Raw genomic sequence first — 17,851 nt, forward strand, 5'->3', positions numbered from 1 at the left:
TTAACGCCGCTGTCGTGTAACCTGAAATTAGCGGTACTCTGTGTTAAGACGTCTGATGACATAACGCTCTCGGACGTGCCGCTTTCCAATCAGATCGCCGTCTTCACAGGGAGGCATCATGCCGTCTTCGTCACCGTATCAACCGCTGCCCAACTCATTCCGAACGTCGCTGCGCGAACGAGAGAAGCTGATCGGCTGCTGGATGTCGCTTGCGAGCCCGATCGTCACCGAGCTCGTCGGCGTGGTCGGTTTCGACTGGATGCTGCTCGACGCGGAGCATGCGCCGAATGACGCGCTCACCCTCATTCCGCAATTGATGGCGCTGAAGGACAGCCCGAGCGCGCCCGTCGTGCGCCCGCAGGCGAACGATCCGATCGCGATCAAGAAGCTGCTCGACGCGGGCTTCGTGAATTTCCTGATCCCGTTCGTCGACAACGCCGCGCAGGCCGAGCGCGCCGTCGCCGCGACGCGTTATCCTCCTCAGGGCATCCGCGGCGTGTCGGTTGGGCATCGCGGCAATCGCTACGGCACGGTTTCGAACTACTTCCAGGTGGCGAACGACAACATCAGTGTCGCGGTGCAGATCGAAAGCCGCGCGGCTGTCGAAGCAATCGACGAGATCATCGCGGTCGACGGCGTCGATGCGCTGTTCGTCGGCCCGTCGGATCTCGCGGCGGCGTACGGTCACCTCGGCAACGCAAACCATCCGGACGTGCAGGCGGCCATCGCACACGTGTTCGAGCGCGCGCACGCGGCGGGCAAGCCGAGCGGCATCCTCGCGCCCGTGCAGGAGGACGCCGAGCGCTATATCGCGATGGGCTGCACGCTCGTCGCCGTGTGCGCGGACCTCGGCATGCTCAGGAACGCGGCACAGGCCGTCAGGAAACACTTCATCCCGGCGTGAGCGCGGTAAGCGCTATCCTCGACCGGACCGACACCGAAAATCGACATCAAGGAGCGATACATGCAAAAGGCAGGCTTCATCGGACTGGGCATCATGGGCAATCCCATGGCGGCCAATCTTCTCAAGAACGGCGTCCAGCTCGCGGCATTCACGCGTAGCGGCGTGAGCGCCGATCTCACCGGCGCGGGCGCCACGGCATGCGATTCGCCCGCCGCCGTCGCCGAGAAGGCGGATGTGATCTTCGTGATGGTGCCGGACACGCCGGACGTCGAGCGCGTGCTGTTCGGCGAGAACGGCGTCGCGAGCAAGCTGAAGAGCGGTCAGATCGTCGTCGACATGAGCTCGATTTCGCCGATCGCCACGCGCGAGTTCGCCGCGAAAGTGCGCGAGAAGGGCGCCGATTATCTCGACGCGCCCGTGTCCGGCGGCGAAGTCGGCGCGAAGGCCGCGTCGCTCACGATCATGGTCGGCGGCTCGCAGGCGACCTTCGACAAGGTCAAGCCGCTCTTCGACATGATGGGCAAGAACATCTCCCTGATCGGCGAAGTCGGCGCGGGGCAGGTCTGCAAGGTCGCGAATCAGGTGATCGTCGCGGCGACCATCGAGGCGGTCGGCGAGGCATTGCTGCTCGCGTCGAAAGCGGGCGTCGATGCCGAAAAGGTTCGCACCGCGCTGATGGGCGGGTTCGCGTCGTCGCGCATTCTCGAAGTGCACGGCGAGCGCATGACGAAGCGCACCTTCAATCCGGGCTTTCGCATCGAGCTGCATCAGAAGGACTTGAATCTGGCGCTCGCGACCGCTCAGGCGCTCGGCGTCGCGCTGCCGAACACGTCGAACTGCATACAGCTTTTCAACGCGTGCGCGGCGCACGGCGGCAAGGCGTGGGATCACTCGGGCATGGTGCGCGCGCTCGAAATCATGGCCAATCACGAGATCGGCCAGAAAGCGAAGTAAGCTCTTCCGCAACTTTGGTGCTGCCGGTTTGCGCCGGCGGCATCGTCTCAACGCTTCCCGATTGGCGCGAAATGCCCGATCGCGAAGTCGTCAAAACTTTTCCCGTATCGCTTCTTACGCCCACGCGAGATCGATGTCCGCGTGCGCCTTCTTGCGTTCATAGCAGTCGGAACTCTGGCTCCACGGTTGCGTACTACTAGTCATCAGACCTCTTAACTCGAATCTGTGCACGACGGGCTTCATAACAATGTTCAACCGCAAAAGCCCGTCATTAAAGGCCAAATTAGAAAAGGGTAAACGCGCAATTGGCAGGATTGGAACGTCATCATAGAATGTCATCAGACGACGTACCACATGATTTGCCTGGGAGACGTTTTTGAATCCACCACTTGCCGCACCAACCGCCGACCTGCTCGAATCGGCCAGCTCCAAGGTCAAGCGCCACGTGTTGCCCTTGTTCCTCATCATGTTCATCGCGAACTACATCGATCGGGTGAACGTCGGTTTCGTGAACTCGCACATGCAGGCCGATCTCGGCATCGGCGCGGCGGCGTACGGTCTCGGCAGCGGCTTGTTCTTCGTCGGTTATGCGCTTTTCGAAGTGCCGTCGAACGTGATGATGCAGAAGTACGGCGCGCGCGCGTGGCTCACGCGGATCATGGGGACGTGGGGCATCGTCGCGGCGGCTATGGCCTTCGTCTGGAACGACACGTCGTTCTACGTGCTGCGCTTTCTGTTGGGCATCGCGGAAGCGGGATTCTTTCCGGGCGTCGTCTACTACTTCACGCAATGGCTGCCGCAGAAGGAGCGCGGCAAGGCGGTCGCCATTTTCCTCGGCGGCTCGGCGTTCGCATCGGTGCTGTCGGGTCCGATTACCGGCAGTCTGCTGTCGATCAGCGGTTTCGGCCTGCACGGCTGGCAGTGGATGTTTCTGATCGAAGGCGGCTTTTCCGTATTGCTGTGCGGCGCAAGCTGGATGCTGCTGAAATCGCGCATCAGCGATGCGCACTGGCTGACCTCCGGCGAACAACGCGCACTGCAACACGCGATCACGACGGAACAAGCCGAGCGCGAAGCCGCGAGCGGCAGCGCGCACGTCTCCGCGATCAGACTGCTGAAAGACCCGCAGATCGTGCTGTTCTGCTTCCTGTACTTCGCGATCCAGCTCACGATCTACGCGGCGACCTTCTGGCTGCCGACGATCATCCGCAAGATGGGCGGCCTCACCGATTTCCAGGTCGGCCTGTTCAACGCGGTGCCCTGGATGATCGCGATGGTCGCGATGTACTGCTTCGCGCTGCTCTCCGCGCGCTGGCGCTTCCAGCAGGCGTGGCTCGCCGTGGCGCTCGTGATCGCGGCGTGCGGCCTGTTCGCATCGACGACGGGCAACGCGGTGCTCTCGTTCGTCGCGATCTGCTTCTCGGCGATCGGCTTCAAGGCGGCGGCGTCGCTGTTCTGGCCGATTCCGCAGGGCTACCTCGATGCGCGCGTCGCGGCCGGCGTGATCGCTCTCATCAACTCGGTGGGCAATCTCGGCGGCTTCTTCGCTCCCGCGACTTTCGGCTATCTTCAACAACATACGGGTTCGGTGTCGGGCGGCTTGTACGCGCTCGGATTCGCGTCGCTGATCGCGGCTGCCGCAGCCTTCCTCACGCGCAATCGCCGCTCCGACCACTTGCAGGACGGGCCCGCGATCCATCGCGGCGCGCACTGACATCACTCGCTCAACTCACAGGATCACGCTCATGTCCACGAAAGCCAATTCCACTCCGAAAGTCACCGAACTGCGCGTCGTGCCGGTTGCCGGCCGCGACAGCATGCTCATGAATCTCTCCGGCGCGCACGGCCCGTTCTTCACGCGCAACATCGTGATCCTGAAGGACAGCGCGGGTAACACGGGCGTCGGTGAAGTGCCGGGCGGCGAAAACATCCGCAAGACGATCGACGATGCGCGCGCCTACGTGGTCGGCCAGTCGATCGGCAACATGCAGGCCGTGCTCAACCAGGTGCGCAAGGCGTTCGCCGATCGCGACGCGGGCGGCCGCGGCCTGCAAACTTTCGATCTGCGCACGACCATTCACGCGGTCACGGCGCTCGAAGCCGCGCTGCTCGATTTGCTCGGCCAGCATCTGGGCGTGCCCGTCGCGGCGCTGCTCGGCGAAGGTCAGCAGCGCGATGAAGTCGAAATGCTCGGCTATCTGTTCTACATCGGCGATCGCAACAAGACGGATCTGCAATACGCGTCCGGCGCGGATGGCCGCGACGACTGGGAGCGCCTGCGCACCGAAGTCGCGCTGACGCCGGAAGCGGTCGTGCGTCTCGCGGAAGCGGCGAAGGCGCGCTACGGTTTCAACGACTTCAAGCTGAAAGGCGGCGTGCTCGCCGGCGACGCGGAAATGGAAGCGGCCACCGCGCTCGCCGAGCGTTTCCCCGAAGCGCGCGTGACGCTCGATCCGAACGGCGCATGGTCGCTCGCCGAAGCGATCCGACTGTGCCGCGACAAACACGACGTGCTGGCCTACGCGGAAGATCCGTGCGGAGCGGAAAACGGTTATTCGGGCCGCGAAGTGATGGCGGAATTCCGCCGCGCGACCGGCCTGCCGACGGCGACCAACATGATCGCGACGGACTGGCGTCAGATGGGCCACGCGATCCAGTTGCAATCGGTCGACATTCCGCTCGCCGATCCGCATTTCTGGACGATGCAGGGTTCGGTGCGCGTCGCGCAGATGTGCAACGACTGGGGCCTCACGTGGGGCTCGCACTCGAACAATCACTTCGACGTGTCGCTCGCGATGTTCACGCACGTCGCCGCTGCAGCGCCGGGCAAGATCACGGCGATCGATACGCACTGGATCTGGCAGGACGGCCAGCGTCTGACGCGCGATCCGCTGCAGATCGTCGGCGGCAAGGTGAAGGTGCCGGAAGTGCCGGGCCTGGGCGTCGAGCTGGATATGGACGAAGTCGAGAAGGCGCACGCGCTCTATCAGCAGCACGGCCTCGGCGCGCGCGATGACGGCGTCGCGATGCAGTATCTGATCCCGAACTGGAAGTTCGACAACAAGAAGCCTTGCCTCGTGCGCTGAGGCGCGCTTATTTCTTCAACCGCTCGATGAGCGCGATCGCCGCGGAGGGATTGCGCTCCTTGAAGCCGCTGATGACGTAGAGAAACACATCGCGCGACGCCGCTTTCGGCGCGGGCTTGCCGAAGGTCTGCAAGTCGTCCGGCGAGCCGCCTGCGGCCCACGTTTTCGCGCGCTCGGTCCATCGATCGAGCGCCGCTTTTGCATAGCCCTTCGCCTGCTTTTCCGTCGTGCCCATGATGCGCGCATAGACGAAAGGCGCGGTCACATCCGCGATTTGCGGATACTTCGAATCCCCCGCGATGACCACCGCGACGCGATACTTTCGCGCGAGCGCGATAAACGCCGGATCGCAGAAACTATCGTGCCGGACTTCGACCGCGTGACGAATCGCGCGCCCTTCGACTTTCGCGGGCAGCAGTTCCAGAAAGCGTTCGAAATCGTCGGGATCGAACTTCTTGGTCGTCGCGAATTGCCAGTTGATCGGGCCGAGCTTGTCCTTCAGTTCGAGCACGCCGCTGCCGAAAAAACGCTCGATCGTATCGCCTGCTTCGGCGAGCACACGGCGATTCGTCGCGTAGCGCGGCGCCTTGAGCGAGAACACGAAATCGTCGGGTGTTTCGTCGCGCCATTTGATGAACGTCGCGGGCTTCTGCGCCCCATAGAACGTGCCGTTCACTTCGATGCTCGTGAGCGCGCGGCTCGCGTGTTCGAGTTCGCGCTTTTGCGCGAGGCCTTCGGGATAAAACGTGCCGCGCCACGGCTCGAACGTCCATCCGCCGATGCCCACGCGGATACGTGCGGTCTTGCTCTTCGATGTAGCCATGAATGCGCTTATTTGCGGCCGACGAGATAGCTGACGCCCTCGGGGCCGTACTGCTCCGAGTGCTCGATGTTCGTCGCGAGATGGAAGATATCGCCCGGGCGATACGTGTTCGCGTCGGCGCCGATGCGGATGGAGAGATCGCCTTCGAGAATCAGCGCCTTGGCTTCGAACGGATGCGCGTGGACATCCATCGAACCGTCTGGCTCGCGCGTCACGGTGACGACTTCGCGAAAGCCTTCGCTGGCAAGAAGTGCGAGAAATTCGTCGCGTTGCACGATGGCCGTTCCGTAGAAAAAGGGAATGCGCGCCCGCTCGTTTCGAACGGACGCGCCGGGTCATGCACTCATGCTAACGCAGTTGGACTGGCTTCGTTGCGCGCTCAGTTGCCGAAGAAGATGTTGCACTGCGGACCGCGCGTGCAGGGTTTGGAGGCTGCGCTGTCCATCGTGCCCATCGTCGTCGCGCCCGCCGCGCCGCGCGTCATCGGCGCGCCGCCGTACGACATGTCGGTCGACTGGTCTTGTTGCATCGCGCTTTGCTGAGGCGCGCCTGGATCGGTCCACGTATCGGCGGTGGCCTGTCCGGGCACCTGCGCGGTGCGATAGTAGGTCTGCTGGGCAGAGGCGAGGCCGGCAGTGGCGAGTAACGAGGCGGCGAGCACCGCCATGGCGATACGAGATTTCATGTCGACTCCTTGATCGGAAGGCGCGCTCGCGTGCTAACGCGTAACGCTTTTCGCTGATTCGGAACGTTGGACCGCACGGAACGTGCCACGTGTGCTGCATGTGCCATGCGTGGCGCGCGGGCCGGACGGTCATCGGCGCCGGTTCACGGCGTGGCTGCGTGTGCCGTGGCCGGTTCCCGAACTTTTTGATGTGCGATTCACGCACGGCATCTCGCCGATGCGATGCAGACGGAGCGCCGGTGCGCTTGCCGGCGAAAGGGGACCCGCAGGTCCGCAGAAGACGCATGCCGCGCTGCACACTTCGTTATAGGCCGTGGATGTCCGAATGAACAGCACAATTGATCTTGCATCCCCGACACGGTCGCGCGCGTGACATGAGGCTGTCGGTCGCGTCATCGCGGCTTCGGTTCTAGAATGCGAGGCGTGCATCACGCTCACTCACGAACGCAGGGACATCGCGACAATGACCGTCACCATCTACCACAATCCGAAGTGTGGAACCTCGCGCAACACGCTCGAACTGATCCGCAACGCGGGAATCGAGCCGGCGGTGATCGAATACCTGACGCATCCGCCGAGCCGCGAATCGCTCGTCGCGCTGATCGCCCGCGCGGGGCTTTCCGTGCGCGAAGCGTTGCGCGAGAAGGGCACGCCGTATGCCGAACTCGGCCTCGACGATCCGAGCCTCACCGACGATCAGCTGATCGACGCGATGCTCGCGCATCCGATCCTCATCAACCGGCCGTTCGTCGAAACGCCGAAGGGCGTGCGTCTGTGCCGTCCGTCGGAGCTCGTGCTCGACATCCTGCCCGAGGCGCAGAAAGGACCGTTCACGAAAGAGGACGGCGAAGTCGTCATCGATGCATCCGGCAAGCGCGTGCGGTAAAGCACATTCGCTCTGGCTGACCGTTACCTGACGTTACCTTTCTGGCAAACCCGTTGCACCTGTATCCGGCATCGCTTTTTAGACTGCACTGACTCACAGAGCACTCGGTGCAAGGAGAAAGCGACATGAAGAAGAAACTTCTTGGAACGGCCATCGGGCTGGCGGGGATCGTGGCACTTGCAATGTCGGCATCGGCGAATGCGCATGTCGATGTCGCGGTGGGCGTCGGCGTGCCGGTGTACGCGCAGCCCGCGGTGCCGGTCGGCTATTACGGATATGGCGATGGTTACGGCTACCGTCGCGATGACTGGCGCGAGCGCGAATGGCGCCGTCACGAATGGCGCGAGCGCCGCTGGCATCACGAGATGCGCCGCGAGGAGCGCTGGCGCGACCGTCACGGGTGGTAAAACGCGGGAAATCGCGTAATCGAACGCGGCGGGCCGGAAGGCTGCGCCGCGTTTTTGCGTCGATGCGCGACCGCATGCCGCACGCCGGACCGTTCAAGCTGCGCCCGTTCGTGCCGTAAATACGTGGGCGATATCGGATACTCGTGCTGCTTTCGCCGCGATCCCTTTGCGCGAAACGCCGTCTTCCTTCAGCACGAGCGATATCCCGTCCACTTTCAGCGATGTTCAGTCCCGTCAGCATCCTCGTCGTCACCGCGCTATCGAGCATTCTCTCGATACTGGTGCTGATTTCGCTGCTCTCGCATGCGATCGCGGGCGTGCGGCGCTGGCTTCTCGCGAATGTGCTCGCAATCGGTTCGCTCATGCTCTTCGCCGCGCAGAACGTTGCGCCCGCGTGGCTCGGCATTGTCGTGGCGAACCAGTTGCTCGCCGCGACGATCCTGCTCATCTACGAAGGCTGCAACGATTTCTTCGATGTGCGCATGGGTCACGCCCAGCGCTGGACCGGCTGGATCATGTGGCTCGGCGTGATGGTGGGCATCGCGTATTTCACCTATGTCGTGCCGGATGTGCACGTGCGCGTGGTGATCGTGTCGGCGTTTCATGCCGCCTGCTGTCTCGCGATCGCCGGCCGCGTGCTGCTGGCGCGCCCGAAAGACCGGCCGCGCTACAACTATTTGTTCGTCGTCGGCGCGGCCGCGCTCGGCGCGTTCGGCCACACGGTGCGCGGCGCGATCTACGCCGTGAATCCGCCCGCACAGGCCGCGCTGCTGCAGCCCGGGCCGATGCAGATCACATTTCTCGCGCTCGGCATTCTCGTGTTGCCGTCGCTGTGCATCGGCCTCGTGATGATGGCGCACGACCGGCTCGCGCAGCGGCTCGAACGGCTCGCGCGCTTCGACGATCTCACCGGCGCGCTGTCGAGAAAAGCATTTCTGGCCACGGCGGCCGAGCGTCTCGCGCGCGGCGGACAGAAACGCGGCCGCGAGTATGTCGCCGTTGTCGATGTCGATCATTTCAAGAGCGTCAACGACCGCTACGGTCACGCGGCGGGCGACGAAGTGCTGCGCCATTTCGCGTCGATCGTGCGAGCGCGCATTCGCGACGACGACGCGTTCGGGCGCATCGGCGGCGAGGAGTTTTGCCTGTTCTGCGCGGCGGAGCGTATCGAGGATGTCACCGCGCTCGTCGAGCGTCTGCGCAAGACGGTCGAGGCGACGCCCTGCGATGTGCCCGGCGGCGTGCTGCATTACACCTTCAGCGCGGGCATCGCGGCGTGGGACGGGCGCGAACCGCTCGCGTCGCTGATGGCGCGCGCCGACAGTCTGCTCTATGCCGCGAAGGTCGCGGGCCGCAATCGCGTGAAGGCGCCCGTCGCGGGCGCGCTCGCTTAAACCTCTTCGATATCGCCGTATTTCTGGCGCTCGTCTTCCGGCTTGCTCATCCAGCGTCGCAGAAGACGCTTCTCGACGACTCGCCCGATCGTCATCAGCGCGATCATCAGGATCATCGCGATGAACGCGACGCTCCACACGCCCAGCCCGCACACGATGCCGACGGCCGCCGTCACCCAGATCGACGCCGCCGTGGTCAGCCCGCGCACGCGGTTCTCGCGCGGATTCTGCAGGATCACGCCCGCGCCGAGAAAGCCGACGCCGGTCACGATGCCCTGCACGGCGCGGGAGACGCCCGTGTCGTCGGAGGGCGTCATCGAGAAGCCTTGCGCGCACATCGTCGCGATGCACGCACCGAGCGACACGAGCCCGAGCGTCTTCATGCCGGTCGGCTTGCCGTGCAGATCGCGGTCGATGCCGATGATGCAGCCGATCAGCATCGCGCTCAGCATGCGCAACACGGCGTCGACGAGAAGAGGGTAGGGAAGCATCGGTGCGAGAAGGTAACCGTAAGCCGCATCATCTTCGCACGGGCGGAAACACGCGCGCAATTTTGGCGCGCTAACGTGGACGATACGAAAGCAAAAGCGAGGAGACGAAGTGAGCCAACTGCCCAAATTCACGATGGTCGATGCCGCGCCGACGCCCGTCGGCCCTTTCTCGCATGCGGCCGAAGCGGACGGCTGGGTGTTCCTCACCGGCCAGATGCCGACCGATCCGAACGACGATGCCGCGCCGCTGCCCGAAGGCGTCGCGGCGCAGACGCGTCGCGTGATGGACAACCTGAGTCTCGTGCTGAACGGCGTGGGACTGACGCTCGACAACGTGGTCAGCGTGCGCATCTTCCTGACCGAATTCAAGCGCGATTACGACGCGATGAACGCGGTGTATCGCTCGTACTTTCTGCCGAAGCCGCTGCCGGCGCGCACGTGCATCGGCGTGACGGGGCTTGCGCGCGATGCGCTCGTCGAGATCGATTTCGTCGCCAAACGTCCGTAGGCGGCTTCACTTGCGCTTCGACGCATCGACCCAGCGGAAGGTGAGATTGATGCGTTCGCCGCGTGCGCCCGGCTCCTTCGGCACGCGATGCACCCATTCCTGCTGCGTGCGTCCGCGCATCACGAGCAGGCTGCCGTGCGTGAGCGCCAGCGTGTGCGTGGCATGCGTGCGCGCGTGACGGAATTCGAAAGTGCGCGTCGCGCCCAGACTCACCGATGCGATCACCGGTTCCGGGCCGAGTTCGCGTTCCTTGTCGGCATGCCAGCCCATGCTGTCGAGCCCGCCGCGATAGCGGTTCAGCAGCACGCTGTTGAAGCGCGCACCGCACGCGGTTTCGGCGCGCTCGCGCAGAAGCGCGACAGCGGGCGTCCACGGCTGCGGCACATTGCGGATGCCCGAATAGACATAGACCGCGTCCGGCTCGCCTTGCCACGCCGTCAGGCGCGGCAGCGGCACGCGGCCGCCGGGCGTCGTCATCGTGTCCTGCTGCCAGCCGACTTCCGCGATCAGCGCGCCCATCAGATCGGAGCCTTCGTCGGCATCGATCCAGTCCGGATGCCACACGATGTCGGGCTTGGGAATGTCGTCGAAGAGATCGAACATGGCTGTGTTGCGGGACGGCAGCGGATGAAGCATTCACGATAGCAGAGCCGTGCGCACCGTGATTGCTGGCTCATTTTCCAGCACGCAAACACGCTGTGCTACATTTCCCGAAACCATCTCAAAAAAGTCGGGCGAGGGCCGGAACACCGGTTTTCGCGCGGCGACGACTCACGGGGAATCACATGAACATCACCGCCGAAGCAAGCGGCGGCGCGGCGCCGGGCCGCCGCATTCTGCTCGTCGACGACAGCGACGACGCGGCGCTTGCCATGTCGATGCTGCTCGAAGCGCTCGGCCACGAAGTGCGCACCGAGCATGACGGCCCTCGCGCGCTCGCATCGATCGACGATTTCAAACCCGATGTGGTCGTGCTCGATATCGGCTTGCCGGGCATGAGCGGCTTCGACGTAGCGCGCGAAATGAGAAAGCGCGATGCGACCAGAAGTGTGTTGCTGCTCGCGTTGACCGGCTGGGGCAGCGAAGCCGACCGTCAGAGCGCGCTCGACGCGGGCTTCGATCATCATCTGACGAAGCCTGTCGACGTCACCGATCTGGAAGCGCTGCTCGCCCGGCCGCGCGCGTAAGCGCTTTTCTATTCCACGCGCAGGCGCGCCATATACGGCAGGTGATCCGAGAGCCACGCCGTGTCCTGCGTCGGGATGAGCCATTCGACTGGCTTCAGGCCGCGCACGAACATCTTGTCGAGCGCGAGCGCGGGCGAAAACGCCGGAAACGTGCGGCCCGATTCGCCGAGCATCGTCGCGACTTCGTGCATGCCGAGTTCACCGAAGAGCGGCACGGAGTCGTTGCGCCAGTCGTTGAAATCGCCCGCGAGCACGAGCGGACCTTCCGGCGCTTCCTTCGCGATCCAGTGCGCGATCCAGTTCATCTGACGCAGCCGCGCCTGACGCGTCAGCGCGAGATGCGCGCACAGCAGCGTGATCGACTGCCCGGCGAACGTCGCGCGTGCGACCAGCAACCCGCGCTTTTCGAAGCGGTGCGCCGAGATGTCCCAGCGCCCGGAAAGATCGAGCGGATGCGGCGAAAGAATCGCGTTGCCGTGCCGCCACGATGGCTTGAACACGTTCGGGCCGAGCGCGATCTGCAATTCGAGCGCGGTGGCGATCTCGGTTGCCTGGCAATGCCAGACATCGTCGAGGGGTGCGTTGAGTGGCTTGCCGAAGCCGCTTGCGAGCATCGGCTGCGGCATGCGCCGCGCCATCGCTTCCTGAAGAAAATAGACGTCCGCGTTGGTGGTCTGAACCCACCGCTGCATCGCTGTCCACGCGCGCAGGCCGAGGGGCGATCGTCCCTTGTGCAGATTCCAGCTCACCGCCGTGAAATCCGGCGTGGCCGAACGAGCGGACGGACCTGGCGGAAGATGTTCTGGGTTTCGCATGCGTTCTTTGTCTTAAGCGGCGGCCTTTGAAGGCTATGTCGCCGCGGTTGTCATTGCGCCGCCGTCGATGAACCCAGGCTCGCGCGCACCCGATAGGCGAGCGACGGGTTGCTGTCGATTATCTGCCATTGCCCCCATTCGCCCGGCTTGAGCACGAGGCCCGGATGCGACCCGCTAACCTGACGCGGCACCGGCGGCAGCTTGCAACCGGAGGACGTCACACGCGTGCTGTCCTCCTGCAAGGTTTCCTGCGCGTCGATGGCGAGCGTGACGTCGTCGGCGCTGGCGTGTGTCGGCGAAACGGTGATCGTGCGTTGCAGGTCGATATCGCCCGCGGGCTGATCCGCACAGCCGACGCGGTTCTGCACCTTGTTGTGATGCGTATCCGTGCGCGCCTGGCCGACGTTCGTCGTGCCGGAGAACGAGTCGATCTGCTGGCCGTCGCGCACGACCTGCAATTCCCACGTCACCGGCTGCGAGGCCGTGGTTTGCGCATACGCGCCGAGCGTGGCGAAACACGCGAGCGTCACGAGCGCGGTATTCAAAAAGGCGGTGCGTATCGTTTTATGCATTGAAAGCGACTCCTGCGCGCGGACTGTTCGGATGGCGGCGCGCTTCGAATAGCGCCCGCCGGATCGGCGATCCTCGGCGACTTCCTTGTGACACGGCGGTGCGGGCCGGGTTCAGCCGCCCGCTGAAATACACGTTTGAGGGCAGAGCAGATTTCGAACCCGCTCGCATCTCGATCCCGACGATGATACTAGCGCGCGCCGATCGTGGCTTTATCGGGGAAAACGGGCGTCCGGATTAGCAGCACACGTGTGCGACTGCTCGCTTGCACGCGGTTTTGGCGTCGATACACTGGACTCGTCGACCATAAAAAATGACGGGGTGTGACATGACGACAGCCGTGGTCAAACAGGAACTGGCGGTGGCGTCGTTCAGCAAGGTCTACAGTCTCGACGATGTGGAATCCGCGCTCAACGATCTGTCCGAAGGCGCGAGCGACGCCTTGCGCGCTACCTACGAAAAGATGCTCAAGGTGGGCAATCTGCGCTTTTGCGTGAAGCCGAACCGCATGCCGTCCGTCGACGATCTCGCCGCCGATCTGCCGAATTTCGAGGAGCCGCTCGCCGATATCCGCAAGCAGATCGCGCTGTGCCTCGAAACCGAGGATCGCCTCGAACTCATGCCGATGCTGCTGCTCGGCGAGCCGGGCATCGGCAAGACGCATTTCGCGAAGCAGCTTGCGCGGCTGCTCGGCACGTCCAGTCATTACGTGGCGATGAGCTCGCTCACGGCGGGCTGGATTCTGTCGGGCGCGTCGTCGCAGTGGCGCAACGCCAAGCCCGGCAAGGTCTTCGACGCGCTCGTCAACGGCAGCTATGCGAACCCTGTGATCACCGTCGATGAAATCGACAAGGCCACCGGCGACGCGCAATACGATCCGCTCGGCGCGCTCTATGCGCTGCTCGAACACGACACGGCGCAGACTTTCATCGATGAATTCGCCGAAGTGCCGATCAACGCGGGCAATGTCGTGTGGATCGCGACGGCCAACGACGCGCGCGCGATTCCCGAGCCGCTCATGAACCGCATGAACGTCTACGAGATTCCGCCGCCGGATCGCGACGGCGCGCGACGCATCGCGCAGGCGATTTACGCCGAAATCCGCAATGCCCACGCGTGGGGCGCGCGCTTCCCGGAAACGCTCGGCGATGCGCCGCTCGATGCGCTCGCGCAAGCGTCGCCGCGCGGCATCCGGCGCGCGATTCTCAACGCGTTCGGCAACGCACGTATCGACCAAAGGCATCACATCGAGGCGCGCGACATCCAGCTCGACCGCAATTCGCGCAAGAAAGCGATCGGTTTCTAAAAAACCTTCGATCGCGATTTTGCCAAAAAGGCCGCCAAAACCTGTCATTTTTGACATCTGGCGGCCAGATTCTTGCCTTTTTCTGAATTACACCGGAAAACGGTAGGATCGATGTGCGTTTGTTGTGTATCCCGCAATAGTCCCGAACGTAAAATAGTTGGGTGTATCTGCGGCGGAAAAAAGACATGGATCGGATCGAGTGCGTAGTAATCGGAGCGGGCGTCGTCGGACTGGCGATCGCTCGCGCCCTGGCAATGCGCGGACGCGAAGTCATCGTGCTGGAATCGGGCGAGGGCATCGGCATCGGTACGAGTTCGCGCAACAGCGAGGTGATTCACGCGGGCATCTACTATCCGCGCGGGTCGCAGAAGGCCGAGTTGTGCCTGCGCGGGCGCGACATGCTCTACGAGTTCTGCCGCGAGCACGGCGTGCCACATCGGCAATGCGGCAAGCTGCTCGTCGCCACGGCGCGCAATCAGGTGCCGCAACTGGCGGCGCTGCAGCAGAAGGGCATCGAGAATCGCGTCAAGGGACTCGAGCGCATCAGCGGGGCGCAGGCGGCGGAGATGGAGCCGCAACTGCAATGCGTCGAGGCGGTGTGGTCGCCGCTGACGGGGATCGTCGACAGTCATCAGTACATGCTCGCGCTGCAGGGTCAGGCGGAGAACCACGGCGCGAACATCGTGTTCCATACGCCGGTCGCTTCCATCGATGCGCGCGAGGGCTGCTTCATCGTCGAGACGGGCGGCGAGTCGCCCGCGCGTTTCCGGGCGTCGTATCTGATCAACAGCGCGGGACTGCATGCGAACGCGATCGCGCGCAGTATTCGCGGCCTCGACGACCGCCACGTGCCGCCGCTCTACTTCGCCAAGGGCAATTACTTCAGCGTGAGCGGACGCGCGCCGTTCGAGCGGCTGATCTATCCGATGCCCAACGAAGCAGGGCTCGGCGTGCATCTCACGATCGATCTCGGCGGGCAGGCGAAGTTCGGCCCGGACGTCGAATGGGTGCAGGCGCTCAACTACGATGTCGATCCGCGCCGCGCCGATTCCTTCTACGCCGCGATTCGCGCGTATTGGCCCGGTCTGCCCGACGACGCATTGCAGCCTGCCTACGCGGGCATCCGGCCGAAGCTCTCAGGTCCGGGTCAGGCCGCGGCGGATTTCGTGATTCAGGGCAAGTCGGCGCACGGCGTGCCGGGGCTCGTGAACCTGTTCGGCATCGAATCGCCGGGATTGACCGCATCGCTCGCGATCGCCGAGCGCGTGGCGGACATGGCGCGCTAGCTTACATGCGACTTTCCGCCGTCCCTTATCTCTAACATTTGGCGTCGTCGCGTCGCTCGCAGGTTGTTATGCTCGGATTTCGCCGTCGCCCAAGAACGGCGCTTTCCCCCCAATACAACATGGAGCGAGTCACCATGAAGACATCACGTCGCGCGTTTCTCATCACCAGCGCGGGCGTCGCCTCGACGTTCGCGCTCGGCTCCCGGGCAGCCTTCGCCGCCGACGCGCCGAAAGTCGCCGAGAGCGATCCCACCGCGCAGGCACTCGGCTACAAGGAAGACGCGAGCAAGGTCGACAAGGCCAAGTTCGCGAAGTACGCCGCCGGGCAGGACTGCGGCAACTGTCAGTTCTATCAGGGCAAGCCGACGGACGCCTTCGCGCCGTGCCCGATGTTCAGCAACAAGCAGGTCGCATCGAAGGGCTGGTGCAGCGCGTATGTGAAGAAGGCATAAGCGCAAAGGACATCGCACGAAAAGCGCGCCCGGCCGAAAGGCCCGGCGCGCTTTTCTTCGTTCGCAATTCGCTTGATCGCGATAAAAAGCGTCTTTACACTCGCCAAGGCAAAAAGAGCCGCGCGTGCGCATCTTTAGATGGACGCGAACAGAGCGCGGACAGGCCTAACGCCGATCGATGCACACACAGGGGATCGCATGCCAGGAAGACGACTGAACGCGCGCGCCGTGACGGCGGCGGTCATCGGCAACGCGCTGGAGTGGTACGACTTCACCGTGTTCGGTTTCATGACGGTCGTCATCGCCCGCTTGTTCTTTCCGAGCGACAGCGAATACGCGTCGATTCTTCTGACCACCGCGACCTTCGGCGTCGCGTTCGTGATGCGGCCGGTCGGCGGCATCGTTCTCGGTCTCTATGCCGATCGCGCGGGGCGCAAAGCGGCGCTGACGCTCGTGATCGGACTCATGACGCTGGGCATCCTGCTGCTCGCGATAGCGCCGCCGTATTCGGCGATCGGCATCGGCGCGCCGATCGTCATCGTGTTCGCGCGGCTGTTGCAGGGATTCTCCGCGGGCGGCGAGTTCGGCAGTTCGACCGCGCTGCTGATCGAAGCGGCGCCGATCTCGAAGCGCGGCTTCTACGGCAGTTTCCAGATGGCGAGCCAGGCCGCTTCGCTGCTGCTCGGCGCGATCGTCGGTGCGGCGATCTCGCGCGGTCTTTCGCCCGAAGCGCTCGATGCCTGGGGATGGCGCGTGCCGTTCATCTTCGGTCTCGTGATCGGGCCGATCGGTTTGTATATCCGCCGGAACATGGCCGATACCGAAGCGTTCCTGCACGCGAAGAAGACCGCGCGCCGCGCCACGCTCGGCGAAGTGTTCAGCACGCATGGCCGCGAAGTGTTGTGCGGGCTCGGCTCGGTGATCGCGCTGACGGTGACCGTGTATGTGCTGATCGCCTATCTGCCGACCTTCGCCGTCAAGCAACTGAAGCTGCCGTTCGGGCAGTCGTTCACGGCGTTGATCGTCGGCAATCTGCTCTTGACGGTGCTTTCGCCGGTCGCGGGCGCGTGGTCGGATCGCATCGGACGCAAAGGGCTTTCGCTGTGGTCGCTCGCGATCACGCTCGTCGTGATCTATCCGCTCTTCGCGTGGCTCGCGGCGGAGCCGAGCGTGATGCGGCTCGTCATCGTGCAGGCCGTGCTGTCGATCGCGCTCTCGGGCTACTATGGGCCGTTCGGCGCGCTCATCGCCGAGCTGTTCCCGGCGCACGTGCGCTCGACGGGGCTCTCACTCGCGTACAACATCGCGGTCATGATCTTCGGCGGCTTCGGGCAGCTCATCGTGACGTGGCTCATTCGCGTCACGGGATCGCAACTCGCGCCCACCTTTTACGTGATGGGCGGGATCGTGCTCTCGTTGATCGCGGTAGCGTGCATTCCGGCGACGCGCCACGCGGACGTCGATGAAGCACGCGATTTCACCCGCTAGGCGACAACAAATGAAAGTCATCGAAAGTGGCAAATTCACGGCCGACCGCGCATGGGGCGCGCTCGATATCTGCGTGATGAACGGCACGTCATGCCGTCTGCACTGGACGGACAAGCCGTACAAATGGCACGTGAACGACGGCGAGGAAGTGTTCGCCGTGATGCAGGGCGAAGTGCGGATGCACGTGCGCGGCGGCGAAGGCGAGCGCGTTCTGACGCTGCGCGCGGGCGATATCTTTCACGCGCAAGCCGGCGATGAGCATTTCGCCGAACCTGTCGGCGAAGCGCGCATTCTGGTGATCGAAAAGGAAGGCAGCGTGTGAGGCCTTAGCGTTCCAGACCCGCCTTCACCAGCAACTCCGCCAGCACTTCCGTCATCCCGCCTTCATGCGCTTCGGCGCGCTCCTTGAGTTGCTTCGCGAGCTTTTCATCGAGCTTGCATGCGAACGGCACGAGGCCCTTCGCCTGATCGAGCTTGCGCTGTTCGCGGCGATCGGTTTTTTGCGCGTCTGCGCCCGCGCGTGCGCGGCCGCCTTGCTTCAGATCGTTGGCCAGTTTGAATGCCTTGGTCTGTTCCAGTTGAAATTTGTTCACGCGGTGCTCCAGGGGC

Annotated in this window: 22 protein-coding genes; 14 read left to right on the forward strand and 8 right to left on the reverse strand. The window is 63.9% G+C overall.

The features are described 5' to 3' along the window. The first annotated feature begins 118 nt into the window (after nt 1-118). The 4 genes from garL to gudD all read left to right on the forward strand — a co-directional run bounded on the left by garL (nt 119) and on the right by gudD (nt 4,944). Nucleotides 119-904 carry a 2-dehydro-3-deoxyglucarate aldolase gene (gene garL / locus IAG25_RS21165; protein WP_187606576.1) on the forward strand — a complete coding sequence of 262 codons (786 nt, stop codon included), beginning with the start codon at nt 119-121 and terminating at the stop codon, nt 902-904. A gap of 45 nt (nt 905-949) precedes the next feature. Continuing rightward, nucleotides 950-1,858: a 2-hydroxy-3-oxopropionate reductase gene (locus IAG25_RS21170; protein ID WP_309243951.1), complete on the forward strand. Its 909-nt coding sequence runs from the start codon at nt 950-952 to the stop codon at nt 1,856-1,858. 466 nt (nt 1,859-2,324) lie between these two features. Then, the gene (locus IAG25_RS21175; protein ID WP_255503843.1) at nt 2,325-3,572 is read left to right on the forward strand and encodes an MFS transporter; all 1,248 of its coding nucleotides are present in this window, start codon (nt 2,325-2,327) and stop codon (nt 3,570-3,572) included. A 31-nt stretch (nt 3,573-3,603) separates the two neighbouring features. Then, on the forward strand, nt 3,604-4,944 hold the full coding sequence (gene gudD / locus IAG25_RS21180) for a glucarate dehydratase (RefSeq protein ID WP_035509459.1): 1,341 nt from the start codon (nt 3,604-3,606) through the stop codon (nt 4,942-4,944). A gap of 7 nt (nt 4,945-4,951) precedes the next feature. Here gudD and IAG25_RS21185 read toward each other — a convergent pair whose 3' ends face one another. The 3 genes from IAG25_RS21185 to IAG25_RS21195 all read right to left on the reverse strand — a co-directional run bounded on the left by IAG25_RS21185 (nt 4,952) and on the right by IAG25_RS21195 (nt 6,452). Then, on the reverse strand, nt 4,952-5,767 hold the full coding sequence (locus IAG25_RS21185; RefSeq protein WP_187606579.1) for a DUF72 domain-containing protein: 816 nt from the start codon (nt 5,765-5,767) through the stop codon (nt 4,952-4,954). A gap of 8 nt (nt 5,768-5,775) precedes the next feature. Beyond that, nucleotides 5,776-6,042 carry a cupin domain-containing protein gene (locus IAG25_RS21190; RefSeq protein ID WP_187606580.1) on the reverse strand — a complete coding sequence of 89 codons (267 nt, stop codon included), beginning with the start codon at nt 6,040-6,042 and terminating at the stop codon, nt 5,776-5,778. A 104-nt stretch (nt 6,043-6,146) separates the two neighbouring features. After that, on the reverse strand, nt 6,147-6,452 hold the full coding sequence (locus IAG25_RS21195; protein ID WP_187606581.1) for a hypothetical protein: 306 nt from the start codon (nt 6,450-6,452) through the stop codon (nt 6,147-6,149). A 463-nt stretch (nt 6,453-6,915) separates the two neighbouring features. On the opposite strand from IAG25_RS21195, the gene arsC reads away from it, so the two are divergent. The 3 genes from arsC to IAG25_RS21210 all read left to right on the forward strand — a co-directional run bounded on the left by arsC (nt 6,916) and on the right by IAG25_RS21210 (nt 9,139). Beyond that, complete coding sequence (gene arsC / locus IAG25_RS21200) at nt 6,916-7,338, forward strand: arsenate reductase (glutaredoxin) (protein ID WP_187606582.1); 423 nt, start codon at nt 6,916-6,918, stop codon at nt 7,336-7,338. A 125-nt stretch (nt 7,339-7,463) separates the two neighbouring features. Further along, nucleotides 7,464-7,745, forward strand: a complete 282-nt coding sequence (locus IAG25_RS21205; protein WP_187606583.1) for a hypothetical protein — start codon at nt 7,464-7,466, stop codon at nt 7,743-7,745. 221 nt (nt 7,746-7,966) lie between these two features. Continuing rightward, the gene (locus IAG25_RS21210; protein WP_187606584.1) at nt 7,967-9,139 is read left to right on the forward strand and encodes a GGDEF domain-containing protein; all 1,173 of its coding nucleotides are present in this window, start codon (nt 7,967-7,969) and stop codon (nt 9,137-9,139) included. Here the strand turns inward: IAG25_RS21210 and IAG25_RS21215 are convergent. Then, nucleotides 9,136-9,630 carry an MgtC/SapB family protein gene (locus IAG25_RS21215; protein ID WP_187606585.1) on the reverse strand — a complete coding sequence of 165 codons (495 nt, stop codon included), beginning with the start codon at nt 9,628-9,630 and terminating at the stop codon, nt 9,136-9,138. The genes IAG25_RS21210 and IAG25_RS21215 overlap by 4 nt on opposite strands. 109 nt (nt 9,631-9,739) lie before the next feature. Between IAG25_RS21215 and IAG25_RS21220 the strand changes: the two genes are divergently transcribed. Beyond that, complete coding sequence (locus IAG25_RS21220) at nt 9,740-10,138, forward strand: RidA family protein (protein WP_187606586.1); 399 nt, start codon at nt 9,740-9,742, stop codon at nt 10,136-10,138. Between the two features lie 6 nt (nt 10,139-10,144). On the opposite strand, the gene IAG25_RS21225 is transcribed toward IAG25_RS21220, so the two are convergent. Then, a complete protein-coding gene (locus IAG25_RS21225; RefSeq protein WP_187606587.1) occupies nt 10,145-10,741 on the reverse strand; it encodes an alpha-ketoglutarate-dependent dioxygenase AlkB family protein in 597 nt (198 codons plus the stop codon). A gap of 182 nt (nt 10,742-10,923) precedes the next feature. Here IAG25_RS21225 and IAG25_RS21230 point away from each other — a divergent pair, with 182 nt between their 5' ends. Beyond that, nucleotides 10,924-11,325: a response regulator gene (locus IAG25_RS21230; RefSeq protein ID WP_035509433.1), complete on the forward strand. Its 402-nt coding sequence runs from the start codon at nt 10,924-10,926 to the stop codon at nt 11,323-11,325. 8 nt (nt 11,326-11,333) lie between these two features. On the opposite strand, the gene IAG25_RS21235 is transcribed toward IAG25_RS21230, so the two are convergent. Continuing rightward, nucleotides 11,334-12,140, reverse strand: coding sequence for an endonuclease/exonuclease/phosphatase family protein (locus tag IAG25_RS21235; RefSeq protein WP_035509431.1), 807 nt, complete (start codon nt 12,138-12,140; stop codon nt 11,334-11,336). 50 nt (nt 12,141-12,190) lie between these two features. Then, nucleotides 12,191-12,712, reverse strand: coding sequence for a hypothetical protein (locus tag IAG25_RS21240; protein ID WP_187606588.1), 522 nt, complete (start codon nt 12,710-12,712; stop codon nt 12,191-12,193). A 326-nt stretch (nt 12,713-13,038) separates the two neighbouring features. On the opposite strand from IAG25_RS21240, the gene IAG25_RS21245 reads away from it, so the two are divergent. The 5 genes from IAG25_RS21245 to IAG25_RS21265 all read left to right on the forward strand — a co-directional run bounded on the left by IAG25_RS21245 (nt 13,039) and on the right by IAG25_RS21265 (nt 17,564). Continuing rightward, entirely contained in the window at nt 13,039-14,016 is a 978-nt protein-coding gene (locus IAG25_RS21245) for an AAA family ATPase (RefSeq protein ID WP_187606589.1), read from the forward strand. Between the two features lie 185 nt (nt 14,017-14,201). After that, nucleotides 14,202-15,302, forward strand: a complete 1,101-nt coding sequence (locus IAG25_RS21250; protein ID WP_187606590.1) for an NAD(P)/FAD-dependent oxidoreductase — start codon at nt 14,202-14,204, stop codon at nt 15,300-15,302. A gap of 134 nt (nt 15,303-15,436) precedes the next feature. Beyond that, a complete protein-coding gene (locus IAG25_RS21255) occupies nt 15,437-15,754 on the forward strand; it encodes a high-potential iron-sulfur protein (protein WP_035509424.1) in 318 nt (105 codons plus the stop codon). Between the two features lie 198 nt (nt 15,755-15,952). Then, on the forward strand, nt 15,953-17,242 hold the full coding sequence (locus tag IAG25_RS21260) for an MFS transporter (protein WP_187606591.1): 1,290 nt from the start codon (nt 15,953-15,955) through the stop codon (nt 17,240-17,242). A gap of 10 nt (nt 17,243-17,252) precedes the next feature. After that, nucleotides 17,253-17,564 (forward strand): cupin domain-containing protein, encoded by a 312-nt coding sequence (locus IAG25_RS21265; RefSeq protein ID WP_035509420.1) that lies wholly within the window; start codon nt 17,253-17,255, stop codon nt 17,562-17,564. A gap of 4 nt (nt 17,565-17,568) precedes the next feature. Here the strand turns inward: IAG25_RS21265 and IAG25_RS21270 are convergent, their stop codons facing one another. Next, the gene (locus tag IAG25_RS21270) at nt 17,569-17,835 is read right to left on the reverse strand and encodes a hypothetical protein (RefSeq protein WP_187606592.1); all 267 of its coding nucleotides are present in this window, start codon (nt 17,833-17,835) and stop codon (nt 17,569-17,571) included. Between the last annotated feature and the right edge of the window lie 16 nt (nt 17,836-17,851).

Source organism: Caballeronia sp. EK (genome assembly GCF_014384845.1).
Classification (GTDB): Bacteria; Pseudomonadota; Gammaproteobacteria; order Burkholderiales; family Burkholderiaceae; genus Caballeronia; species Caballeronia jiangsuensis.